We start from the raw sequence: 23,694 nt of genomic DNA, 5'->3' as shown, positions 1-23,694 counted from the left end.
ATTATTATTAAAACTTAGTTGAATTACAAGATATAGGTTAGCGTGCTTTTTTAGGCATACGCCGTTCTAACTGCGAATTGACAAACGTAGCCTTATCGCCGTTCTTAACTCTTGTTCCTATGAAATCAGGAAAGAAAAACAACTTCAAGACAGCAAAAATTACAAACAACTTGATAAGGATAATCAGCCAAAGCGTCTTACCCAATGTCATCTGTTTGAAGCCGTCATAATAAAGATAGAATGCCTTTTTGACAAACTTCATTATACACATTTAGTCCACTTACTTAAGGTTTTCGGCCGTAAAATTAAGAAAAAAAATTAATATGATTCGTTTTTTTCGTAAAAATGCAAAAAAAATCACTTGCTTTCAATTGCTTCTCAGAAATACTTTGATAATTAAGATAAAATAATTAAATTTGCGATGTTAATTGAATGAAAAGACAATATAACATATGAATAAGAAAATTTTAATTCCAATAATCCTTATAGGACTGTTACTTGTAGCAGGCATTGCCTATCTTTCAATTACTCTTAGCAATCAAAAGAAAGAGAATAAGGCCATGCAAGAACTGGCAGAACTCGACAAAAAAGAAATGGAAAACGAGTATCAGCAGTTCGCAAATCAGTATAGTGAGATGAAGAGTCAAATCAGTAATGATTCTATTGTGGCTCAACTTACGGCAGAACAAGAACGAACACAGCGTTTATTAGACGAACTTAGAAACGTTAAAAGCACTGATGCTGCAGAGATTGCACGCTTGAAAAGGGAGCTGGCTACTGTCAGAAAGGTGTTAAGAAGCTATGTCATTGAGATCGATTCTCTCAACAGATTAAATCAAAATCTGACTGCGGAGAACACACAAATCAAAGGACAATATGCAGAAGCTACACGTCAGATAGAAGGCCTCAACAATGAAAAAGCATCCCTATCTGAGAGAGTTGCCATCGCCGCTCAACTTGATGCGACTGGTATTTCGCTACAAGGTAAGAACAAACATGGCAAGACAACAAACAAGATTTCCAAGTGTACGGCCTTGCAATTAAACTTTACTATCAGTAAGAATGTTACTGCAGGGAATGGCACAAAGACTGTATATGTGAGGATAACTTCACCCACAGGGTCACTACTTAGCGGTGGAGGTACGTTCCAATATGAGAATAAATCCTTGGCAAGCTCTATGCAAAAAACCATTGAATATGGTGGACAAGAGACCCCTGTAACTTTATTTTGGAATGTTAACCAAGCGCTAATGGAAGGTACTTACAATGTTAGTATCTTTGCAGATGGCAATATGATTGGGACACGAAGCTTCACTTTTAAATAGTGAATCCATTGAAACAAACTGCAATTCTATAGTAAGGTAGATGAAGAAAATACTTTCTTTCGCAATTATTTGTAGCGTTATGCTGCCTGTCACGGCTCAAAACACATTGAGCCTTGATAGTTGTCGTGCATTGGCTTTGCGCAATAATAAGCAGATTAACGTTTCAAAAATGAAACAAGAGATAGCACTGAACATTCGAAAAGCAGCCAAAACAAAATATCTTCCCAAAGTAGATGCGGCGGGAGGATACCAATATTTCAGTGAAACTATCTCTTTATTGAGTAAAGATCAGAAGAGCGCGCTCAATAATTTAGGTTCAAATTTCACAACTGCTGCAGGCGGAAGTCTCGGCGGAATGATTACAGGTTTAGTGCAACAAGGCCTTATCACTCCCGCTATTGCACAGCAAATAAACGGAATGGTGAACCAAATCGGAGCACCGATTGCTGCTGTTGGGAATGATATTGGAAGTTCAATTACGAAGTCATTAGACACCAACACGCACCATATTTGGGGTGGAGCAATCATGCTTCGGCAACCAATTTACATGGGCGGAGCTATCACTGCATTGAATAATATTGCACTAATCAACGAACAGTTAGCCGCAAATGATGCTGATGCAAAGATGCAAGCTACACTCTACAGCATTGATCAAGCTTACTGGTTAGTGGTTTCTTTGAAACAGAAAAAAGCCTTGGCCGAAAGCTATCTTGGCTTAGTTAAGAAGCTTGATGACGATGTTAACAAAATGATTAAACAGGGAGTAGCCACACGCGCAGCCGGATTAAAGGTCGATGTTAAAGTCAACGAAGCAGAAATGCAATTGACTCAGGTTGAAGATGGACTCACATTGGCAAAGATGTTGCTATGCCAACTCTGTGGTTTACCAATGGATAGAGACATCACCTTAGCTGATGAGAATCGTAAACAACTGAATGTCAATCTCAATGAACAGTCAACTACTGTTGCAGATAAAGCCTCGGCGAACACCAATCGCCCAGAACTTCGACTGCTTCAGAATGCTGTCAATATCAGTGAACAAGCCACAAAACTCGTTCGTGCCACTTATCTTCCGCACATATTACTAACAGGTGGCTACATCGTTAGCAATCCCAACCTCTTCAATAGCTTTGAACGTAAGCTTGCAGGAACATGGAATGTCGGCGTAATCGTTCAAGTTCCAGTATGGAATTGGTTTGAAGGTGCCTACAAAGTACGTGCTTCCAAGGCAGCAACCAGCATGGCTCAGATGGAGTTATATGATGCACAAGAGAAGATAAATCTACAGATAACACAAAGTGAATTCAAAGTAAAAGAGGCACACAAACGACTCTTAATGGCACGCAAAAACATTAAAAGTGCAGAAGAAAATCTGCGTTGTGCAAATGTGGGCTTTAAGGAAGGTGTCATGGAAACGACTGAAGTCATGGCGGCACAGACTGCATGGCAACAGGCAAAGAGTCAGCAAATAGACGCTGAAGTGGAAGTAAAGATGGCGCAAGTCAATCTCCAAAAGTCACTCGGTGTATTGAATTATTAATATCGAAAAAAAGAAAATATCATGTCAGCAAAATCACAACATAACAACATTCTACTTGCAATCATCGCTTTTATCCTTGTCGTTGTCATTGTAGGTCTTATTGGTTTCCTAACACTTGGACGCGAAGATGATACTATTCAGGGTGAAGTTGAGGTATCAGAATATCGTGTTTCATGTAAACTTCCAGGCCGAATCGTCGAACTACGCGTTAAGGAAGGAGACTTCGTTCATGTAGGAGACACTCTGGCAATCCTTGAGATTCCTGAGATAGATGCACAGAAAAAAGTAGCTCAAGCGGCTGGCGCTGCAACCCAAGCCCTACAAGATCTCACCGATGCTGGTGCGAGAAAGGAACAGATTCAGGGTGCATTTGAGCTCGTTCAACAGGCTAAAGCAGCTGCTGAAATCACAAAAAAGACTTATACACGCATGCAGAATCTCTATAACGAAGGGGTCATTAGTGGACAGAAACGCGATGAAGCTTTCGCAGCATTCAAGGCATCTGAGGCGCAGGTTAAAGCCGCTCAAAGCCAATATGACATGGCAAAAAATGGAGCAAGATCACAAGAAAAACGCATCGCAGCAAGTAATGCACAAGCAGCAAAAAGTGCAGTTGACGTTGTTAGTTCATTGTTGAAAGAAACTGTTCAGGTGTCACAGGTTGAAGGAGAAGTGAGTGATGTTTACCCAAAAGTGGGCGAACTTGTCGGTCTTGGCTCACCAATCATGAGTATTTCTATTATGAAAGACATCTGGGGAGCATTCAATATTCGTGAAGACCAGCTTAAAGGAATGAAGATAGGCGATACATTTTCAGCCTTTGTTCCAGCCTTTAATAAAGACATTCGCATGAAGGTTTTCTATATCAAAGACCAAGGAAGTTATGCGGTTTGGAAAGCAACGAAGACCACAGGTCAATATGATTTAAAGACCTTCGAAGTGAAAGCACGTCCTATTGACAAGTTAGATGGATTACGTCCAGGCATGAGTCTGATAAAAAAATAAATGCACACACTCCAAAATATATATAAGATTGCCGTGCGAGAATGCGGCATCATCATCAAGAATCCAATCTATTGGTTCTGCATGGTGCTGTTTCCTGTAATCGTTATCTACTTTTTTACTTCACTGATGCAAAGCGGAGTACCTACAGACATGCCTGTAGGTGTGGTGGATTTAGACAATACAGCCACCACAAGAGCCATGATTCGAAAGCTCGATGCCTTTCAAAGTACAAAGGTTATTGCCTCATATAATAATGTAAATGAAGCACGACGCGCCATCCAAGAAAATAAGATTTACGCCTTCCTTTATATCCCCCGAGGTACTACAAGTGGCTTGATGAGTGCCTCACAACCTAAGATATCATTCTATTATAGCAACGTAACATTGGTTGCAGGCTCATTGCTTTATCGTGACTTAAAGACGATTAGTGCCTTAGGTTCAGCTGCTGTCGGGAAACAAAAGCTGAGTGCCTTTGGCAAGACTGAAGGAGAAATACGAACATTTTTACAGCCCATCGCCATTGACTTACACATGATTGGCAACCCATGGGCTAATTATAATGTTTATCTTTCCACAGTCATGGTGCCGGGATTACTGATGTTATTCGTCTTTTTGCTTACGCCTTATTCTATCGGAACAGAGCTAAAATTCAAACGTTCCAAGGAGTGGATGGCTATGGCCGAAAACAAAACATGGGTAGCTTTAACTGGAAAATTTCTGCCACAAACCATAATTTTCCTCGCCATCTTCTATGGATTCGAGTTCTATATCTATGGAGTGATGGACTTCCCCCACCCTGGTGGCGTCTGGTCAATGTTGCTTTTAGGGCTGCTTGCAGTGACTTCTGCTGAAGGTTTCGGTATCTTCACCTTTGGACTCATCCCGAGTCTGCGTATGTCTATGAGCGTTTGCTCACTCTGGTCAGTAGTAAGCTTCTCAGCTTGTGGCGCTACTTTCCCTGCATTTGCCATGAGTCCTATCATTGAAGGGATAGCCCAACTCTTCCCTTTACGCCATTATTACATGGTTTATCAGATGAATATCTTTAACGGATTCCCACTGATGGATGCATGGTTCAACCTCTCTGCACTCGTGCTTTTTAGCATCTTGCCTATATTTACGATGTGGAACATCAAACGTTCCATGCTATTATATGATTATATACCCTGATGGAGAACGGACTATTTACTAAGATAAGCAATGGCATTAAGGATATGTGTTATATCTGGGCCAAGGAGATGCGCTCCACAATCACAGACGAAGGGGTGCTAATATTCTTTATCCTTGTTCCATTACTCTACCCTTTGCTCTACTCATGGATATACAATAATGAGGTCGTTAAAAAGGTTCCTGTGGCAATAGTAGACTTGAGTCACAGCCAAACCAGTCGTGAATTCATCCGTGACTTTAATGCTGCTTCCGAGGTAAAAGTGGCCTACTACTGCAACAGTATCGATGAAGCGAAAGACCTTGTTGCTAAACAAGTCGTCCACGGAGTAGTCTATTTCCCGAAAAACTTCGCTCATAAACTCTACAGAGGTGAACAGGCACACGTCAGTGTTTATTGCGATATGAGTTTGATGTTGACTTATAAAGCCATCTATCAAACGGCACAAGCGGTGGCCTCGAAAATAAATTCTGCCATCCAAATCAGTCACTCCATCGACTTCACCAATCGTGATGACGAGATAACCACAAAGCCTCTTGACTATGAAGAGGTGCCAATCTTCAACACAACAGGGGGATATGGCAACGCCATTATCCCTGGAGTACTCATCCTTATCCTACAACAAACCTTACTATTGGGTATTGGTTTGGCAGCTGGAACGGCCCGAGAGAACAACCGATATCAGGAACTTATACCCATCAGTAAGCATTATGTTGGCATCTTCCGAATAGTACTTGGCAAGTCAATGTGTTACTTTATGGTGTTTGCTGTCATGGCAGCTTATCTCACCCTTTGTGTGCCACATTTCTTCCATTTCACATCAATGGTCCACGCGATTGACCTCATTGGGCTGATGATTCCTTTCCTATTGGCTGTTATTTTCTTTGGAATGGCGCTCTCATGTCTTGTGAGATATCGCGAAAATGTGATGCTACTCGTTGTCTTCACCTCTATTCCTCTATTGTTCCTTACAGGCATCTCATGGCCCGAAACAAACATGCCTGGCCTATGGAAAGCCTTTGCTCAGCTATTCCCTTCAACGTTTGGCGTGCGCGGTTTCCTACGCATCAGCAGTATGGGGGGCACCCTTGACGACATCGAACCAGAGTTTACGGCATTGTGGATTCAAACAGTTGTTTATTTCTTTGCTACGTGCGCCGTGTATCGTTATCAAATCATCAAGACACGAAAACAGGCTTATGCACGTATGGATCTGCTGAAAGCAAAGGCTGTAGCAGCAAAGAGTAAAAGACAAAATAAAACAAAAGAAATAGCACCACAATCCTAAACACCTACCTTGCAACTTGGAATGATGAGATAGATGCAGAAAAAACAAATTTGCGAATAAATAAGAATATAACAGAAATCTTATTTATTCGCAATCTTTTTTCCTTTGATTTACGATTTAAAAGATAACGTTTAAACTCATCGCCTGACCAGAGAAAATCTTCAAAGAAAGCTACCTCGTGAGAATCATTGTAACACATTGAATCTCAAAACTTTTCACCTCGTAAACAAATCTACCTCATTTCATCGCCTAAAATGAATGATATCAGACAATGAAATGACGGCTTTTGTATGGCAAAATGCCAGTATTCAAAATATCAGTTGCATGATCTTCAATTATTTTTCAGAAACCATTTCCTCCTCATCTTGATGAAGACATCTAATTCTAAAATAGGATAAAGGCAATGCAAGAACCGCTAAGATGAGAAAATAGACCATAAAGGGCGTTGGAATTCCCATATCATCATGATTCCACCAAACTGCCTGTGGCCATGTTATGCAGATGATAATGTAGACAAGTATCAGGATTCCACAACCAATAAGAAAGGTATAACGATGGAAATAAGTTGAAACAACAAAGAAGAAGGAAGAAAAGAAGAATATAAATGATAAGACATTATCGAAAGGAGAAAATTCAGATTGCCCTACCCAAGGCACTGGTTGGTATGTTGGAGTTGCGATAATTGCATCTAAAAGATATGCCAGGATACCATAAAATAAAAATGGAAACAGCACAAAGAATGTCCATCTGATTATCCAGCTACGCGAAGCATTAACACGTCGCTCGTCAATCGATGAAGCATTACTCATGCCCCATGAGGCAAAGATGCTGCAGACTAACAACCAAAGAGGAAAGAGTGCTATGACAACACTATTCATAGAAACTGTTGCTGTGGGTGAACCTATGCCACGAATTGCGGAAAGGAAGCCTTCAACAAGCAACATAAGAAGAAAGAAAACAATTGTTGTTATAATTACTTTCTTTTTAGAAGCACTCCATAAGGCACGCATAAATGCCAAAGTATTTGGGCTAAAAAATGACTGTTCCATATTATTTCTTATTATTTTTCATTAGTGTTGCCATTGGAATTGAGTCCGTTCCATAGGTAATATTGCCATACTTCTTCTCACGAACTTCAATCGAACCATAGGAATTTGGGAAGAAAGGAGTGAGATTCCCCTCATCTGTTACGAGTAAATGCCCCACTTTACAATCGCCGTCGCCATAGTTCATACTATATCCCAGCTGTATTTTCATGTTCTTAATATGAGCCTTTCGTAAATCTAATCGGTCAAAAATCCAAGCACAACAGAAGTCATCTATAGTCGTCTTTCCTAAGAAAGTAAAACTTCCATTCTCTTGGTTTGTATAATATAATGAGGGCAACTTGGCATCAACAAATAAGAAATTACATCCTGGACTATCGCATCGTATGGCCCAAAAATAAGTCGGAACAGTTAGATAAATGAATATATCGTGATTGCTATTCTCATAACTTCGTTTCAAACTTCCATCTCCTTCATCCTGATCTAAGTTATATTCTGATAACACACGGACATCAAAATCCGAATATTTATGAACGAGACGATTCTTCCTCCACACATCAATCTTTCTTCCCTTTTCAGTGGGATAACATAACAAAACACTATCCGTTCTCACCATTCGGATAAGATCTTTGGGATAGGTTACACAACACTTTTGGGGGTCGTTTGTAGTTCTTATGATGATGTTTATATTTGCATCAGGCATACTTTTAATCCAAAACCCATCTACTTTTCGTATGCCTCGGGTTTCAAAACTATCTACACTGACCTCTTCTTTCTGGGCTTCTAAGTAACTGTAAGGTGGCTCTCCTTGGGGCAAATAAAAACCAAGTACAACCATGCCAGCCGTGAATAAAAGAAAAAGTACTATGCCTAAAAGGTATGAAAGCTTTTTCATCGTATCTCCGTTTTAATAAATATCATCATAAAAGTGAGTCTTATAAGCAAAACAGCATAGTCTGCATGCAAGCAGATTATGCTGAATTAATAGGTTTGTTATTCGTTGTTCACATCAACAATCTTTGTCGGTGCCAACTCTTTATTACGCCGATTAACGACCGTTACCACAGCCTGTGCCAAACTGAGAAAGGCTTGTCCCATCACTGAATCAACCTTTGTAGCGGCTGGTTCGCCATTATCTCCTCCCTCACAAATACTTTGAACGATTGGGATTTGAGCCAAAAGTGGGACCTTTTTCTCTTTAGCTAAGTTGCTTGCACCATCTTTTCCAAAGATATAATATTTGTTTTCGGGTAGTTCCGCGGGGGTAAAATAAGCCATGTTCTCAACTAATCCAAGGATAGGAACATTCACTTTATCGTTCTCATACATGTCAATTCCCTTGCGCGCATCAGCCAAAGCAACCTTCTGAGGAGTACTAACAATGACGGCACCCGTTATAGCTAACGTCTGAAGTAGCGTCAAATGAATGTCACTTGTGCCTGGAGGAGTGTCGAGAATAAAGTAGTCAAGGTCGCCCCAATCGGCATCAGCAATAAGCTGTTTCAAGGCAGAAGTCGCCATGCCTCCACGCCAAAGTGTGGCCGTATCTGGGTCAACAAAGAAGCCAATACTTAAGAGTTTAACTCCATATCTCTCTACAGGAACGATGAGTTGTCGGCCATCTTTGTCGATAGCATAAGGCCTTTCGTCTTCGACACCAAACATTTTAGGCATTGAAGGACCGAAGATGTCGGTGTCTAACAAGCCTACCTTATAGCCCAAACGCGCCAAAGCTATGGCTAAGTTGGCTGAAACCGTGCTCTTACCAACACCACCTTTTCCCGAACTTACAGCGATAATATTCTTCACTTGCGGAAGAAGTTTGCCCACTTCTGGGCGTGGTGACGACTTAAATTCAGTTTCAATGGTCACCTTTATGTCTTTACTGACATGATAATGAATAGCAGCTTCGGCCGCCTTTACAGTCGATTTGAGGAATGGATCAGTGTCGCGTGGGAATATCAACGTTACTTTCGCCTCCATACCACTAATATGTACATCGTCCATTGCAACCATCTCACTCTCCACAAGGTTCTTCTTTGTCCCGGGATAAATTACAGTTGCCAATGCATCGGTAATCAATTTTGGATATAATGTCATCTTTCGTGTCGTTTAAATGAAATCTTTTTGTGTTTACTTTATTATCTAATTACAAAAGTAAGGATTATTTTTCATTCCATGAAATGAAACAATATAAAAAGCGAAAACGCACGGTCGTCCGACTATGCGTTCTCTATTTACTCAACTTTTAAGATTTTGTATACTTACACTCTCACGAGCTCGAGTATACACGACTAATTAAACAAAACTTTCTCCCAACGGAGATAAGCATATCTTATGTTAGCCCTAAGGCCATAACATTCATGAAACAAAAGCACAACTCATAAAAGATGTGCGATTGAAATACAAAAGTAAGGTTTTTATTTTAATACAACAAATAATTTACTTTTTTTTATTTATTCGTATTTAAACTACTTCTTTTCGGTCTATGATAACTGCGATATTCGTCCAAAGGGATTTCAATATCGGGCTCACGAAGTACACCTTGCTGTGGAAGAAGGAACTTAACATACCGTATATTCAAGCCTCTTTCTATCCACATGCGTTCATAATAGGTTTGAATGGATAAGATTTTGCGCGTTTCTTCATCTAAACCTGCGGTATGATATAGGTCATCTGTTGAGAAAATTACAGGCAAATGATTTTCCTGTATCATATAAGTGGTATAGGTAAAGAGGAAATTTGAGTCGGTCTTTACATGCATTATTCCCTCATCAACAAGGAAGTTTCGATAACGATTCAAGAAGAAAGTACTGGTCAAACGCTTGCGGGGACTCTTCATTTGCGGGTCACTGAAGGTGAGCCAAACCTCATTTACCTCATCTTTACCAAAGAAACGGTCAATGATTTCGATATTCGTGCGCAAGAAAGCAACATTCTTTAGTCCTGCTTCCAAAGCCTGCTTGGCTCCTGTCCACATACGCGCTCCCTTGATATCTACGCCAATAAAGTTCATTTCTGGATAGAGACGAGCCAATTCTACCGTGTATTCTCCCTTGCCACATCCTAATTCCAACACAATCGGATGATTGTTTTTGAAATACATTTCACGCCAATGTCCTTGCATTTCAAAAGGTACATTGTCGACAACTGAATACGGATATTGAAAGACATTGCTAAATGTCTCCATCTCGGCAAACTTGGCTAACTTTCCTTTTCCCATAGAATGAATTTATTGCAAAGGTACAAGGAAAGTATGATATACACAACTTTCAGAGGCATTATCAAAAAGAATACAACCAAATCAAATTGAAAACATGAAACCAAAGGGCAAAGAAAATGGGCATCAAACCCTGAAATCCTTTCATAAACGAAAGGTTTCAACGTTTGATACCCACAAAAAGAATATCTTTGTTTAAGCCTCTTTCACTTCTACTGAAGCCTTCTTCAAGTCCTCATAGAAGTTAACACGAGCCATGTTCATATAGGGAGTAAGCCACAAAAAGCCTACACCGCAAGTCAATAATGAAAGTAAAGCCCAACCGATGAAACTCAAATCAAGTATGAAAAGCTCAAGTTTGTGGCCATCCATCATGCGCATACTCTCCTCAATAGCAGCGTTATTCTTCATCTCTGGATTATCTTTCAAGATGTAAGGTGTCATTGCATACGAATAAGACTTAATGCAACCAGGAATTAATAACAGCAAACTCCAAAGTAAAACATAAACATAATACAACAAGGTTGTAGTCAAAACTCTTGAGAACGACTCTTTGTTGTAGCCCTCAAACATGTCTTTTGCTGTTGCTTCTCCACCTCTTACAGCGCCAAGGAAAAGCGTCTGATAGCCCCAAGTTAAAGGAAGTGCCAAGATAAATAGCACTAAACTAATAAGATGTAAGATAGCAGGACTATCCTTATCTCCTGATAAAGCTTGGGTAATACCAATGATAAGTACATAAGCTAAGGTAATAAGAACAAAGTTTCCCCACTTGTTTTCCAAGGCACTTAGCGCTCGGTTCTTGTAATTTGTAATACTGTCCATAGTATAAAATAAATTAATTGATGAGTAAATAATTTACATTCGACGGCACAAAGCCATCGAATGCGTATTTAGATTTAATTGTTTATCCAATGACAACTGTGGTCCAACCATGCTTATCTTCAATGGTTCCATACTGTATTCCACGCAAGGTTTCATAGAGTTTGGTTGACCATGGGCCTGGCTTTTCACCGAAACGATAGACTTTTCCAGTATCCATATCGTCAAGATGAGATATCGGTGAGATGACGGCGGCTGTTCCACAAGCTCCTGCTTCCTCAAAAGTCTCAAGCTCTTCTTCAGGAACTGGGCGACGCTCTACTTTCATTCCAAGGTCTTCTGCAATTTGCATCAGACTCTTATTCGTAATAGATGGCAGAATGGAAGTACTCTTTGGAGTAACATAAGTGTTATTTTTTATTCCAAAGAAATTAGCTGCTCCACACTCATCTACATATTTCTTTTCCTTTGAATCGAGATAAAACTCACTGGCATAGCCCTTTGAATGTGCAATAGAATTGGCCTTCAAACTGGCTGCATAGTTGCCACCCACTTTATATTTACCTGTTCCAAGCGGCGCCGAACGGTCGTAATCACGAATAATAACATAGGGGTTTGCAGAGAAACCTCCCTTGAAATAAGGACCAACCGGAGTCACAAAAATCATAAATAGATATTCTTCGGAGGGATGAACACCTACTTGTGCCCCTGTGCCTATCAGCAAAGGACGCACATAAAGCGTAGCTCCGCTCTCATAAGTAGGGATATATTCCTGATTAAGACGAACGACTTTCTTCACCATTTCAATGAAAAGGTCGGTCGGAACCTCTGGCATCAGAATGCCACGGCAGGTGCTTTGCAGACGCGATGCATTCTCTTCAACACGGAAAACGCGTACTTTCCCGTCAGGACAACGATAAGCTTTCAACCCTTCGAAAGCCTCTTGACCATAGTGAAGGCATGTAGCTGCCATGTGAAGATGAATATATTCTTCAGAACATACCTCTATTTCGCCCCACTTTCCGTTGCGATAATAGCAGCGAACATTATAATCTGTTGGTCTGTAACCAAACGATAAATTAGACCAATCCAAGTCTTTCATCACCTTAAATGTTTTATTGTTTATTTTTATTTCAACTACAAAAGTACAAAGAAAAATACGCACAACCAACAAATCCCTGTCAAAATTAATCACGTTTTTTATTTATTATCGTTGGAAAATGCCACTTTTCGATGAAACAAAAATGCCTTAATGATTGACCATATTACTCAAATTATCAATCTCTCATGGTGAAAAAGCAAGTTGATAAGCAATGAATAAATTTACATTATTATTGAATCTGCAAGTCCACAAAAGCCACTACATCCGTCAATAAAATTCAAAGCGCATTTGCTTTTGCCTTAAAAATTTATTATCTTTGCATCAGGGAAAGTATTGATATGCTTTCCCTTTTTTCATGGTTCTGTTCATAAGGGCATATCAAACGGCCCTTTATCAAAAATAATTCTTACAAAACAAGCCCACAATTTGGGTCATTTTACCGCGCGAAATGACATTCTTTACGACCCAATTCCATAGAGAATAATAGCCAAACTGACGCTAACGAGCAATCAAGAATATATCAACAAGGTTGCAAACACTTTACAGTTGTCCGTTATTCTTACATCTTTCTTAAACTTTGTTAATGCAATTAAGACTATAATATTACAGCTTTCGACATTCAAAAGCCATAAATTCAGCTTATATCAAGCATCTTTTTCTAAGATTTTTTTAATCTCGTTATCTGTTTTTGTCAGCCTATCTTTGCAAAGTTTAATCAGCTTTTGTGCCTTCTTTAGTTGTTCACTGAGCGCATCAATCCCAAGTTCATTGTTCTCCATTTGCGTCACAATATGCTCTAACTGATGCAAAGCCTCTTCATATTTTAATTCTTCTTTTGCCATATTCTTTATTTGATAATTGATAGAATGGTTCCGTTTTCAAGTATTGTTTCTATTTCATCACCGCTCTTCAACAGTGACTTGTCTTTCACTATTCGCCCATTTAACATGGTCATGCTATAGCCCCGATGCAGCAACAACGTAGGATTGAGCGACTTTACACGCTGACTAAGTAAGCTTAAATGATAGTTTTCACGCATCATCTGTTGTTCTATAGTCGGTTTTATGCCCCGTTTCAACTGCTCGAGTCTATGAGTTTCTTGCACCAAATGGGTTTGAATAGCCGTTGTTAAAGCTTGAAACCTATGTTCAAGCATAGTCTCTTGGCGCTCCTTATACAAGGAAAAAAGCATTGGAATCTTCTCTCCAAGGTGTTGAAGTTGAGCTTTTTCCATTTCCATTCGATGCCGAACACTGGTTAACAGCTCTGTTTGCGCATCGAGAACACGCTCATAAACTTCTTCCAAATGGTCTACAAGGAAGGCCGCTGCGGCTGTAGGCGTTTTCACACGAGTATGAGAAACCATGTCAAGTACAGACTCATCGCGGTCGTGTCCGATACCCGTGATGACGGGAAGTGGAAAGTTTGCCACGTTCTCGGATAGCGAAAGGGTGTCAAATCCGCTCATATCGCTCGTGGCACCACCGCCTCTTATGATCACAACCACATCGAAATCATCCATCCGTTGATTGATTTTGTTGAGGGCAGCTATCACACTTTGTTCAATCTCCTCACCTTGCATGACGGCAGGAAACAAGCGAGTATAGAACTTCAATCCATAGGAATTGTCGTTCAACTGATGACAGAAGTCACCATAACCCGCGGCATTTGCGCTTGAAATAACAGCGATTCGTTGGGCAAAAAGCGGTAGTTCGAGCTCCTTTTGCAAGTCGAAAATGCCCTCAGCTTGTAGCTGTTTGACTATCTCTAAGCGTTTACGTGCCATGTCACCCATAGTAAATTCGGGATTGATATCTGTCACAATCCATGAAAACCCATAGGCTTCGTGGAAGTCGGGATAAACCTTTAGCATCACTTTTAGTCCAGCATGAAGATGTTGTCCGCTAACTTCCTCAAACTTAGGGCGCAGTGTTTGCCACTTGTTTTTCCAGCATTTGGCTGACGCTTTGGCTACAGGCGTGTTACTGAAAAGCTCTTTTTGTATCAGTTCCATATAGCAATGGCCCCGCACTTCGCGAAGTTCGGAGAGCTCAGCTTCAACCCAATACTCGTTATCAAAGGCAGTTGAGATGACTTCTCGCACGAGATTGTTGAGTTCAAAGAGTGATAATGCTTTCATTTTCGACCTGAATTATAGGCTTTCCAAAAGTCAGGAACGCCGTAACCAAAGACATTATTGGGCGTGGTTGCATTGTTTCCGCTCTCAATGACAAGGCGAATAATCTCATGGGCAGACTTATCTGGCAGTGCCTGCCAAAGGCAAGCGACCATCCCAGAGATAAGGGGTGCAGAGAAAGAAGTACCCATTTCATCGACTATAGTGCCTCTACCTGAGATGACAGCTGTAGGACTTCCATAGGCCATTACATCGGGTTTGACTCGTCCATCCTGTGTAGGTCCAACGCCAGAAAAGGCTGCATTCACGCCCGAAGGTGAGATTGCACCAACCGTAAGAATATCTTTTGCATCGGCAGGGAAATTGATTTTCTTCCATGTTCCCATGCCATCATTACCTGCACTGTTTACCAACACGATACCTTTTGATGCCAACAGCGATGCCGTTCGCGAGATAAGGGTCGTCATTCCATCCATTTCATCATAGTGATGATTGGTAGATGCATCATCAAAATCATGATAACCGAGCGATGAATTGATAATATCCACCCCCATAGAATCGGCATATTCCACTGCTTCTGCCCAATAATCCTCTTCTGCAATGCTTTCCGTTTGGCGGTCTTCACAACGTATCAACAGATAGGAAGCATCCGGAGCACTACCTACATAGATACCCGGCAGGTCGGCAGCCATAACAGAAAAGACCATCGTTCCATGCTCCATCTCCGAGAAAATGCTTTTAGAACAAGGCACAACAAAGTCGTTCTGTCCCACAATTCGACATTTTTGCAGGCATGGAATACGGTCAACATTCATAAAACCAGCGTCAAGGACGGCAATCATCTTGCCCTTTCCGCGGTATCCTGAGACGTGCATCTTAATCCCATTTAACGTGAGAAGTTGTTCTTTTGTGACGCCAAAACGGTTGCCTTCTGCTATGGTATCCCAACGATTAAACTCCTTTTTAAAGTTCAATCTGACGGAGTTTGTAATAGAATCTGGTGAAGAGAATGTGCGGAAAACACTCTTCACAAAAGGTAATTTCAATAATTCATAAACCTTTCCTGGGTTACTACAGCGCACAAGTACGGTGTTATTCCATTTACTTTTGCCCACAATCTTCAACTCTTTTGATGCCGAAATGGCATGCAAATAAATTTCATTGAGTGGTAAATCGGTTGAATCAATGGCAAGATGTTGGCGCTTTCGTCGCTCAATTGCACGTGGCGAAAGGTATTCAGAAGGGGCATTTAACGAATAGCGCGAATGGTTTTTATCTTTCAAGGTCACGCGAAACATATAGCATTTTCCACCAGGATAAGAAATCATCTCGGTGGCATTGACTCTTGCAAAGGCAGAAGCCACACAGCAGAGAAATGCAAACATGAACAGGAAAGAAGTTTTATTCATTGATACATACTTAGGTTTCAAGTGTACAAAAGTAATATTTTATCTCATAAAAACAAAGAAAAACGGATGAAAACCAGTTCACACTGAAAATAGTTATAACTTAAAGAACAACCTAATGAAATTTTATTTATCTTTGCGACTGATTCATATTATATTCGGACAACTGTTTTTCTTACATACGAACGCACATGAAATGTAATCTAAAATCATTCTTATTGTCGGCAGGAATATTGCTTCTGACAATGTGTTTTAACACTACTTATGCACAGAAATGGGACGACAAAATCATCATTTCGCAATGTACTGACCAATATGTCATGTCACTTGACCATGAGAATCCAATCGTTAAGAACACGAAACGCTATGTTTACGAATCTAATTCGGCTATAACCGTCAACCCAGAAACAGCTGCTTTCTACGGAGAGAATATCACATTAGACGATGTTTCGGGGCGAGGAATGAAGTTATATAAGAATATTACCCCAGAGAATGTATTCTATGATGACACTAAAGCCTGTATCATTCGAGGATACATTGACAAGAAAGGTGGAACTTGTAAAGCCTCATTTGAACGTACTTTCAAAGATATCAAATACTTTACTCGCATATATCTCCTTGAAGAGTATTTCATTCGAGATAAGACCTTGACGATAACCATCCCCAAACAACTGTCAGGTTATCACATCAAAGAAATGAATTTTAAGGGCTTTAACATTGAAACCTCCCATAAATCTACCCCAGAAGGCGAAACCTTTACTTACACTTTGCACAATGCGGACCGCATGAAAGAGGATAAAATGATGCCCCCTATCTCAAATGTATACCCATATTTGCTCATCACGGGGTCGTTTTCAGATGCCAATGCGCTTTATTCTTGGTCAAAAGAAATGGCAAATGTAGACTGCACCATACCCAATTTAAAGGAACTTTTACAAGAAATCAACGCACATAGTAAAACAGATGCGGACAAGATTAGTAACACTTATCAATGGATTCAGGACCATATTCGCTATGTAGCCTTTGAAGCTGGCATCGCAGGACACCGCCCAGATACGCCTAAAGAGGTGCTCCGTAAACGATATGGTGACTGTAAAGGTATGGCCTTATTACTCAAAACGCTCCTCAAAGCGCAAGGTTTTGACGCACGACTTACCGACATTGGAACGGATGAAATACCTTTTAAGATGAGCGAAGTACCTACACTTGCTGGTGCCAACCACGTCATTTGTACGCTCTTTTACAAAGGAAAGACCTTCTACATCGATGCTACTTGCAACCACATTCCATACACTTATACGCCACAACACATACAAGGTTCAGAGGCAATGATAGAGAATGGAGACAAGCCTTTGATGCAAATTGTGCCACAACAAAAGGCAGATTCGTCCATTGATAGCCTCTCTTATGCTTACCATCTGCAAGGAGATGCACTTGTAGGAAAAGCAAACTATCTGCTAAGAGGCGACATGAAAGAATGGTTTATGAGTCTCATTGACGATGCAGGAAACAAGAATAGCGAAGAGATCTTAGCCAATAATCTTAATGCTGACACGCATAACATGACGGTTAATAACGTGAAATGGATAGATAAAGACGCACGAAATATGTGGGCAAACTTTGTTGGTGACATCGTCAATCAGCCTGCAATACAACAAGCTGACGGTGAAATCTATGTTGAACTCAACCCTCATAATAACCTTTTTGATAATAGAATAGACACCACGGGGCGTGCAAATGACTATTATTTCCCTGTGCGTTGCAACATCGTTCGACAGGCTTCATTGACCATTCCAGCAGGATATAAGGTTGATTATATGCCTCCTTCTGCCACGTTCTCTACTCCAGAAGGCATCCTTTCGTGCCATTTCAGCCGAAAAGGAAACACTATTCTCTTCCACCAAAAGATGCAAATCAACCATCGTCGCATACCCATTGCAAACATTCCAAAATGGAATGAGACCATAAGCAAATGGAAAGATGCTTGCAACGAACAGGTAGTATTAAAGAAATAACAAAGTAAATAACACACAAATAATACTCATCTATAAACAGATTCATATTTATGAAGAAGCTATTAACTATGCTTTTGTTGGCCATCATCGCACTTCCAACATTAGCGTTTGACGACAACGACTACCAAAAGTTTGTCAAAGAGGTGAAAGAAAACGTATGGAAAAAAGACCTTCCACAATTCAAAAACCGCACAGTTCCAGCGCAATACAAGAACGAATCGGCTGTGATTTTGGCACGATATGAGGAACTTTCCATCGACTTAAGTAAGAAATTCAACTTCTTTGCCTTTGCAAACCTCAAGCAAAACACAGCAAATCATCTAAGACGTTATCTCGTTAAGATAAACGATAAAGCTGCACTTGATAAATACTCTACATTTGATTTCCGCACATATGACCGCTCTTTCAATGATTTTTTGCTTCGCGAAGACCATCGAACTGTGCTTGGAGTGCGCGTCATTAAACCCAATGGAACTATCAAAGAGGTAAGCAGTGACGAATATCAAGACGCTAACGAGGGCAAGAAAGGACAAGAAAAGCGCGCCAAACTGGCTGTACCTGACTTGCAAGTTGGTGACATGTTAGACTATTTTGTCTATGACTTTGACGTGATAAAAGAGGATAACTTCGACCCAACTTTATTCTTTTTTGGAGCTGATTACCCAATACTTGACTACACGATTCATTGCGAAATAGATAAGAAACTCTGTACACAATATCGCACGATGAATGGCGCTCCAGACTTTAAATCGGGTGAAAAAGGTGACTATATTACCCTTGATGTGCACGCTAAAAACATAGATAAGACGTTGCCAAACTATGCCTTTAACCCTATTGCACAGGCTCCATTCACGTTACTTTATGTTACCAACAACAACATTGCTTTACTCTATACACCACAGAGTGCAAAGCAAAAGGGACTGCAAGCAAACCCTGATGCAAAGGTGATTCAACAGGATGCATGGACTGATTGGAATGATCATTGCCCCAAATGGGTATTCAACAAGAAGATGGGTAAGGTCATAAAGAATGCTAAAAAGCTTGGAAGTGATGAAGAGAAAGCTGACTATATATACAACTATTGGGTATTACAATCACTGTATTTCAATCAACCTCAAGAGACCGATGATAACTTTTCAACGCTCTTTACGACAATTCTTGATATGTTGAAAGTACCTTATAGTCGTGCAATACTAACCAGTTGGTATAACGAACCCCTTGATCAGCTCATCAGTTATATCGATGTTTCACGCGCAATTATGCTCAAAAACGGGAAATGTTACTTTCCTTTGAACAACGTAGTAAGTGCAAATGTCATCCCTTCTCTTTATCAAAACCGAGATGGAATGTATACAGACAGGGCGAAAAAGTTTTATAAAGGCCCATTCACTACATTCAAAACAGCAGGTTCTAAGGCTTCAGACAATGTAGAAAAAGTTACGGTTGACGCTACGATTACAGATGGAATATTAAATATTAAGCGTCAAAATACGACGACAGGTTGCGAGAAAGAAGGTCTCATTTCGACTTATTCCACTGGTGAAGATCTCGTGAAAGCATGGGGCAAACCCTATGGAGCTACGACCTCATCTGACATCTATAACTATAAAGAAAGCGAATCAAAGGCGAGGGCAACCGAACGAACAGAGAAGGACAAACAAGTCATTCCGGAGAGGTTTTCAAAAGAAATCAAAGCCTATCATGATAGAGCTGCCATGAAGATTAATGCCACAAGCGTAGACAATTACGCTGAAAACAACACTCCATTTGTCTATACAACAGACTATCAAATGGATGGATTGGTGAAAAAGGCAGGCCGTAATCTTGTGGTTTCTGTAGGTCAGTTGTTTGGACAACAAACCCATATTGAGGGCAAAGATCGTAAGCGTGATGCGGATTTAATCTTTGATTTCCCCCGCACTTACACTGTAACCATGAACCTAACGATTCCTTCTGGCTATTCTATTGCACCTGAAAGTTTGCAAAAACTCAATAATAACATAGACAATGAGTATGTAAACTTCACAACAAAAGCCCAAGTTCGTGACGGAAAACTCGTTATAAACTTTGATAAAGTGTATAAACAGCAACGCATACCTGCGGCTAAATGGGCACAGATTCTTGCCATGCTTGACCAAGCTTACGAGTTTACAAGCCAGCAAGTTGTATTGAAGAAGAATTAAACACAACTCACATCCTCTTTTGCCCTGCCTTTGTCTGAAACATGATATTCTTAAAACAATCGGATAAAAGCAAGGCAAAAGTGGTGTTTTATGCATTATATTTATTTAACAAAATAATCAAATTAATTTACGATAAAATCCATTTTATCAGATAAATCAAAATCAACGAGTCTTTCATTCACATGAAATAACTGCATCATCCCATGCATTTTATCTCATAAAATCAGCCTGTTTGTTCCATAAAATGACCCACTTCACAAAGCAATTCGATATGGATTAATACAGGTTTCAGCCCTATCCTACCAAAAGAACAAAATAAAGCATGAAAAAAGGGAAAGCACTTTCGCACTTCCCCTACGGCAAAGATAATAAAATGTAGAGGCAAATGCAAATGTAACTTGAATTTAATTTACAGTTAAGCACTATCTACCTACCTCTCAAAACGCATTATTATTTAGAACTATTCACATCATCATACGCACTATGTCGGGCGAATTGTGCTACGACATACGAGCAAACGGCACGAATCTTTTTGTTGTTTTGTCGCGCATAAGCTACGGCTTCATCAAGTAAGGCGCGTGCAACGCCACGACCTTCATAAGCATTTCCTACGAGAGTATGCGTGATTGCGAAACGTTCTTTGTCGTCCCATTCATACTCCATCTGACCGATTTCAACTCCGTTTTCAAGTGCAACGAAACGACCACCTGTTGGTTTTTCTTCTTGTTTTATTTGCATATCACTTTGTTTTTAATAGCATTATATAACGCTAAAAGCGTTGCAACAAATCTCTTGCCAAGTCTCTTTAGCTGTCAAGCTGACTGCTTGCTTCAGCCCACTGAAAAGAGATTGAAAGCGATTTACCGCATAATTCATCATATTTTCGTTACATTTCATCTTTATAAACAAGGTGAAACCAAAAATAATTTTGTATATTTGCATCATGGATAATAAGGAAGCTACACTGCAATTAGGCACACAACCCGTTGGGAAATTGCTGTTACAATATGCCATGCCGGCCATCGTTGCCATGATGGCAGCATCGCTTTACAACATTGTTGACAGCGTATTTATCGGTCAACGCGTTGGACCAATGGCAATTTCTGGCCTTGCTATCACCTTCCCTTTTATGAATTTAGCAAGCGCTTTCGGTGCAGCGGTGGGCGTAGGAGCCTCTACTTTGATATCTGTTAAGCTGGGACAAAAAGACTATAAGACTGCAGAAAACATCTTAGGAAACACGGTTTCACTGAACCTTATCATAGGAATTGGCTTCTCGATAGTGTCATTATTGTTCCTCAATCCTATTCTTCGATTCTTTGGAGCCAGTGATGCCACGCTGCCATACGCCCGAGATTACATGCTGATTATATTGGGAGGAAACGTCTTTTCGCACATGTATTTCGGCATGAATGCCGTACTTCGTGCTGCAAGTAAGCCGCGACAAGCCATGTATGCCACGATATTTACCGTTGCAATGAACACACTTCTCGACTATATCTTCATCGTAGAATTTGGTTGGGGCATTCAAGGTGCGGCCTATGCAACGATACTTGCCCAGGTGATGGCCCTCATTTGGCAGCTTCATATCTTTAGTAATAAGAAGGAACTACTCCATTTTCAGCGCGGAACTTATAGGCTTCGGAAGTCTTTAGTGAGGAATATCATCGGCATAGGAATATCTCCTTTTGCCATGAATGCATGTGCCTGCATGGTGGTAATCTTTATTAATCAGCAGCTCGTTCGTTACGGAAGTGACTACGATGTGGGTGCATACGGCATCGCAAATAAGGTTTCTTTCGTCTTCATTATGTTCGTAATGGGCATCAATCAGGGTATGCAACCGATAGTAGGATATAACTATGGCGCGCAACAATTAATGAGAATGATTCGCGTAGTGAAGCTATCGATTGTGGCAGCAACGGCAGTTGTATTCACAGGATGGCTCATTGGGATGTTTGCTCCCTATTATTGTGCACGCGCATTCACCAAAGATCCGACGCTGATTCGCTTGGGAATGAAAGCCATTCGGTTAAGCATGATTATGTATCCTGTTATAGGTAGTCAGATGGTTACTGCGTTTTTCTTTCAAAGTATCGGTAAGGTTAAGATTAGTATCTTCCTTTCTTTGTCGCGACAACTCATCTTTTTACTTCCTGCTTTGATTGTGATGCCAATGTGGTTTGGCGTAAATGGTGTTTGGTATGCAATGCCATTCTCGGATGGTTTCGCTGCCGTCATAGCCGCTTTAATGCTGATGGGCTACATGAGAAAATTCAAGAAACAATATAATGAAATACAACATGAAAGACCAAAAGATAATTATTAATATAGGAAGGCAAATAGGAAGCGGTGGAAGAATCATTGCACGACAACTTGCAGAGGTGCTAAACTGCGCCTTCTATGACCGAGAACTCTTGAATCTTGCAGCCAAAGAAAGTGGTTTTAGCGAGAAGTTCTTTGAGCAAAATGATGAGAAGAAAGGCTTCCTTCATACGCTTTTCCACGTCAATATCCCACTAATGGGCGAGAATAACTTCTATAAGAACGACTTCTCTCAAGAGAGTTTATACCAATTTCAGAGTGATGCTATCACCAAAGCTGCCCGAGAAGGTAACTGCATTTTTGTGGGAAGAACGGCCGATTACGTACTGCGTGAGTTTCCAAATACAGTGAATATCTTCATCACGGCTAAGCTTGAAGACCGCATTCAGCGTGTTGCCGAACGACAACATCTGTCAGAAGAAGAAGCCAGAAAATATATTTCAGCACGTGAAGAGGCCCGCGCTATCTATTATAACTACTATACTGGTAAGAAATGGGGAGCCTCTGAGAGTTATGATCTCTGTGTAAATAGCAGTATCTTAGGTTTAGATGAGACTGTGGAATTTATCACATCATTTATAAAAAGGCGTTTTAAGCAATGAAGAAAATAGGCATTATCAGCGACACTCACGCCTATTGGGACGATAAATATGAGCTATATCTCGGCGAATGTGACGAGATATGGCATGCTGGAGACATAGGTTCCGTGGAACTTGCCGACCGCTTTGAAGCGATGAAAACTATCTTTCGAGCAGTTTATGGCAATTGCGATGGCTATGAATTACGAGCCCGTTATCGTGAGATTCTACGCTTTAAATGTGAAGATGTGGATGTAATGATGACACATATTGGCGGTTATCCGGGACGTTATGAACGTGCAATTGTCCCGAAACTCATGGCATCTCCGCCCGACTTATTTATCTCTGGACACTCTCATATCCTTAAGATTATGCCGGATAAAAGCTTGAATCTTCTCCACATTAACCCCGGAGCAGCAGGTATGCAAGGCTGGCACAAAGAACGAACCATAGTTCGTTTGACGATTGAAGGAAACAAATTCACTGATTGTGAAGTAATAACATTAGGACAGAAACATTCAAAATTATAGATAA

General features: G+C 40.4%; 21 protein-coding genes. 10 read left to right on the top strand and 11 right to left on the bottom strand.

From position 1 onward, the window contains the following. Positions 1–37: 37 nt before the first annotated feature. A complete protein-coding gene (locus HMPREF9145_RS02585; RefSeq protein WP_036906256.1) occupies positions 38–271 on the bottom strand; it encodes a DUF4492 domain-containing protein in 234 nt (77 codons plus the stop codon). 181 nt (positions 272–452) lie between these two features. On the opposite strand from HMPREF9145_RS02585, the gene HMPREF9145_RS02580 reads away from it, so the two are divergent. Genes HMPREF9145_RS02580 through HMPREF9145_RS02560 form a run of 5 tightly spaced genes read left to right on the top strand, consistent with a single transcriptional unit; the run spans position 453 to position 6,326 of the window. Further along, entirely contained in the window at positions 453–1,325 is an 873-nt protein-coding gene (locus tag HMPREF9145_RS02580; RefSeq protein WP_021824515.1) for a GumC domain-containing protein, read from the top strand. A gap of 40 nt (positions 1,326–1,365) precedes the next feature. Further along, a complete protein-coding gene (locus HMPREF9145_RS02575) occupies positions 1,366–2,865 on the top strand; it encodes a TolC family protein (RefSeq protein ID WP_021824603.1) in 1,500 nt (499 codons plus the stop codon). Between the two features lie 21 nt (positions 2,866–2,886). Continuing rightward, complete coding sequence (locus HMPREF9145_RS02570) at positions 2,887–3,870, top strand: HlyD family secretion protein (RefSeq protein ID WP_007134251.1); 984 nt, start codon at positions 2,887–2,889, stop codon at positions 3,868–3,870. Further along, positions 3,871–5,040, top strand: a complete 1,170-nt coding sequence (locus tag HMPREF9145_RS02565; RefSeq protein ID WP_007134252.1) for an ABC transporter permease — start codon at positions 3,871–3,873, stop codon at positions 5,038–5,040. Further along, positions 5,040–6,326: an ABC transporter permease gene (locus tag HMPREF9145_RS02560; RefSeq protein WP_021824757.1), complete on the top strand. Its 1,287-nt coding sequence runs from the start codon at positions 5,040–5,042 to the stop codon at positions 6,324–6,326. Before HMPREF9145_RS02565 ends, HMPREF9145_RS02560 begins: the two co-directional genes overlap by 1 nt. Before the next feature lie 335 nt (positions 6,327–6,661). Here the strand turns inward: HMPREF9145_RS02560 and HMPREF9145_RS02555 are convergent, their stop codons facing one another. The 9 genes from HMPREF9145_RS02555 to HMPREF9145_RS02515 form a co-directional block, all read right to left on the bottom strand. Further along, positions 6,662–7,375, bottom strand: coding sequence for a hypothetical protein (locus HMPREF9145_RS02555; protein ID WP_036906254.1), 714 nt, complete (start codon positions 7,373–7,375; stop codon positions 6,662–6,664). Between the two features lies 1 nt (position 7,376). Beyond that, positions 7,377–8,267 carry a hypothetical protein gene (locus HMPREF9145_RS02550; RefSeq protein ID WP_021824539.1) on the bottom strand — a complete coding sequence of 297 codons (891 nt, stop codon included), beginning with the start codon at positions 8,265–8,267 and terminating at the stop codon, positions 7,377–7,379. A 98-nt stretch (positions 8,268–8,365) separates the two neighbouring features. Beyond that, complete coding sequence (locus HMPREF9145_RS02545) at positions 8,366–9,472, bottom strand: Mrp/NBP35 family ATP-binding protein (protein ID WP_021824728.1); 1,107 nt, start codon at positions 9,470–9,472, stop codon at positions 8,366–8,368. Positions 9,473–9,824: 352 nt separating this feature from the next. After that, positions 9,825–10,595: a tRNA (guanosine(46)-N7)-methyltransferase TrmB gene (gene trmB / locus HMPREF9145_RS02540; RefSeq protein WP_021824683.1), complete on the bottom strand. Its 771-nt coding sequence runs from the start codon at positions 10,593–10,595 to the stop codon at positions 9,825–9,827. A gap of 192 nt (positions 10,596–10,787) precedes the next feature. Beyond that, on the bottom strand, positions 10,788–11,417 hold the full coding sequence (locus HMPREF9145_RS02535; RefSeq protein ID WP_021824616.1) for a DUF975 family protein: 630 nt from the start codon (positions 11,415–11,417) through the stop codon (positions 10,788–10,790). Between the two features lie 82 nt (positions 11,418–11,499). After that, positions 11,500–12,540 (bottom strand): branched-chain amino acid aminotransferase, encoded by a 1,041-nt coding sequence (locus tag HMPREF9145_RS02530; protein WP_262502492.1) that lies wholly within the window; start codon positions 12,538–12,540, stop codon positions 11,500–11,502. A gap of 620 nt (positions 12,541–13,160) precedes the next feature. After that, positions 13,161–13,358, bottom strand: coding sequence for an exodeoxyribonuclease VII small subunit (gene xseB / locus HMPREF9145_RS02525; protein ID WP_021824610.1), 198 nt, complete (start codon positions 13,356–13,358; stop codon positions 13,161–13,163). Between the two features lie 5 nt (positions 13,359–13,363). Continuing rightward, the gene (gene xseA / locus HMPREF9145_RS02520; RefSeq protein WP_021824534.1) at positions 13,364–14,656 is read right to left on the bottom strand and encodes an exodeoxyribonuclease VII large subunit; all 1,293 of its coding nucleotides are present in this window, start codon (positions 14,654–14,656) and stop codon (positions 13,364–13,366) included. Next, positions 14,653–16,062 carry a S8 family peptidase gene (locus HMPREF9145_RS02515; RefSeq protein WP_036906251.1) on the bottom strand — a complete coding sequence of 470 codons (1,410 nt, stop codon included), beginning with the start codon at positions 16,060–16,062 and terminating at the stop codon, positions 14,653–14,655. The genes xseA and HMPREF9145_RS02515 overlap by 4 nt, the downstream gene beginning before the upstream one ends. Positions 16,063–16,250: 188 nt before the next feature. Between HMPREF9145_RS02515 and HMPREF9145_RS02510 the strand changes: the two genes are divergently transcribed. Then, entirely contained in the window at positions 16,251–18,074 is a 1,824-nt protein-coding gene (locus tag HMPREF9145_RS02510; protein WP_036906249.1) for a transglutaminase domain-containing protein, read from the top strand. Positions 18,075–18,124: 50 nt separating this feature from the next. Next, positions 18,125–20,257 (top strand): DUF3857 domain-containing protein, encoded by a 2,133-nt coding sequence (locus HMPREF9145_RS02505; RefSeq protein ID WP_021824677.1) that lies wholly within the window; start codon positions 18,125–18,127, stop codon positions 20,255–20,257. Between the two features lie 450 nt (positions 20,258–20,707). On the opposite strand, the gene HMPREF9145_RS02500 is transcribed toward HMPREF9145_RS02505, so the two are convergent. Next, positions 20,708–20,995, bottom strand: a complete 288-nt coding sequence (locus tag HMPREF9145_RS02500) for a GNAT family N-acetyltransferase (RefSeq protein WP_021824510.1) — start codon at positions 20,993–20,995, stop codon at positions 20,708–20,710. A gap of 205 nt (positions 20,996–21,200) precedes the next feature. Here HMPREF9145_RS02500 and HMPREF9145_RS02490 point away from each other — a divergent pair, with 205 nt between their 5' ends. From HMPREF9145_RS02490 to HMPREF9145_RS02480, 3 genes are read left to right on the top strand one after another with little or no spacing between them, the layout of a single operon-like run. Next, on the top strand, positions 21,201–22,586 hold the full coding sequence (locus HMPREF9145_RS02490) for an MATE family efflux transporter (protein WP_036906245.1): 1,386 nt from the start codon (positions 21,201–21,203) through the stop codon (positions 22,584–22,586). Further along, positions 22,561–23,184, top strand: a complete 624-nt coding sequence (locus HMPREF9145_RS02485; RefSeq protein ID WP_021824781.1) for a cytidylate kinase-like family protein — start codon at positions 22,561–22,563, stop codon at positions 23,182–23,184. The genes HMPREF9145_RS02490 and HMPREF9145_RS02485 overlap by 26 nt, the downstream gene beginning before the upstream one ends. Continuing rightward, positions 23,181–23,690 (top strand): metallophosphoesterase family protein, encoded by a 510-nt coding sequence (locus tag HMPREF9145_RS02480; protein ID WP_021824654.1) that lies wholly within the window; start codon positions 23,181–23,183, stop codon positions 23,688–23,690. Before HMPREF9145_RS02485 ends, HMPREF9145_RS02480 begins: the two co-directional genes overlap by 4 nt. Positions 23,691–23,694 lie beyond the last annotated feature (4 nt).

Source organism: Segatella salivae F0493 (assembly GCF_000477535.1).
Taxonomy (GTDB): Bacteria; Bacteroidota; Bacteroidia; order Bacteroidales; family Bacteroidaceae; genus Prevotella; species Prevotella salivae.
The sequence above is the reverse complement of the archived record's forward strand: the minus strand, read 5'-3'. Positions and strand labels throughout refer to the sequence as shown.

What these genes read in the sequence shown, in the direction of transcription:
- HMPREF9145_RS02585 (WP_036906256.1), bottom strand. Translation starts at nt 271, where the DNA reads ATGTGTATAATGAAGTTTGTCAAAAAGGCATTCTATCTTTATTATGAC.
- HMPREF9145_RS02580 (WP_021824515.1), top strand. Translation starts at nt 453, where the DNA reads ATGAATAAGAAAATTTTAATTCCAATAATCCTTATAGGACTGTTACTT.
- HMPREF9145_RS02575 (WP_021824603.1), top strand. Translation starts at nt 1,366, where the DNA reads ATGAAGAAAATACTTTCTTTCGCAATTATTTGTAGCGTTATGCTGCCT.
- HMPREF9145_RS02570 (WP_007134251.1), top strand. Translation starts at nt 2,887, where the DNA reads ATGTCAGCAAAATCACAACATAACAACATTCTACTTGCAATCATCGCT.
- HMPREF9145_RS02565 (WP_007134252.1), top strand. Translation starts at nt 3,871, where the DNA reads ATGCACACACTCCAAAATATATATAAGATTGCCGTGCGAGAATGCGGC.
- HMPREF9145_RS02560 (WP_021824757.1), top strand. Translation starts at nt 5,040, where the DNA reads ATGGAGAACGGACTATTTACTAAGATAAGCAATGGCATTAAGGATATG.
- HMPREF9145_RS02555 (WP_036906254.1), bottom strand. Translation starts at nt 7,375, where the DNA reads ATGGAACAGTCATTTTTTAGCCCAAATACTTTGGCATTTATGCGTGCC.
- HMPREF9145_RS02550 (WP_021824539.1), bottom strand. Translation starts at nt 8,267, where the DNA reads ATGAAAAAGCTTTCATACCTTTTAGGCATAGTACTTTTTCTTTTATTC.
- HMPREF9145_RS02545 (WP_021824728.1), bottom strand. Translation starts at nt 9,472, where the DNA reads ATGACATTATATCCAAAATTGATTACCGATGCATTGGCAACTGTAATT.
- trmB (WP_021824683.1), bottom strand. Translation starts at nt 10,595, where the DNA reads ATGGGAAAAGGAAAGTTAGCCAAGTTTGCCGAGATGGAGACATTTAGC.
- HMPREF9145_RS02535 (WP_021824616.1), bottom strand. Translation starts at nt 11,417, where the DNA reads ATGGACAGTATTACAAATTACAAGAACCGAGCGCTAAGTGCCTTGGAA.
- xseB (WP_021824610.1), bottom strand. Translation starts at nt 13,358, where the DNA reads ATGGCAAAAGAAGAATTAAAATATGAAGAGGCTTTGCATCAGTTAGAG.
- xseA (WP_021824534.1), bottom strand. Translation starts at nt 14,656, where the DNA reads ATGAAAGCATTATCACTCTTTGAACTCAACAATCTCGTGCGAGAAGTC.
- HMPREF9145_RS02515 (WP_036906251.1), bottom strand. Translation starts at nt 16,062, where the DNA reads ATGAATAAAACTTCTTTCCTGTTCATGTTTGCATTTCTCTGCTGTGTG.
- HMPREF9145_RS02510 (WP_036906249.1), top strand. Translation starts at nt 16,251, where the DNA reads ATGAAATGTAATCTAAAATCATTCTTATTGTCGGCAGGAATATTGCTT.
- HMPREF9145_RS02505 (WP_021824677.1), top strand. Translation starts at nt 18,125, where the DNA reads ATGAAGAAGCTATTAACTATGCTTTTGTTGGCCATCATCGCACTTCCA.
- HMPREF9145_RS02500 (WP_021824510.1), bottom strand. Translation starts at nt 20,995, where the DNA reads ATGCAAATAAAACAAGAAGAAAAACCAACAGGTGGTCGTTTCGTTGCA.
- HMPREF9145_RS02490 (WP_036906245.1), top strand. Translation starts at nt 21,201, where the DNA reads ATGGATAATAAGGAAGCTACACTGCAATTAGGCACACAACCCGTTGGG.
- HMPREF9145_RS02485 (WP_021824781.1), top strand. Translation starts at nt 22,561, where the DNA reads ATGAAAGACCAAAAGATAATTATTAATATAGGAAGGCAAATAGGAAGC.
- HMPREF9145_RS02480 (WP_021824654.1), top strand. Translation starts at nt 23,181, where the DNA reads ATGAAGAAAATAGGCATTATCAGCGACACTCACGCCTATTGGGACGAT.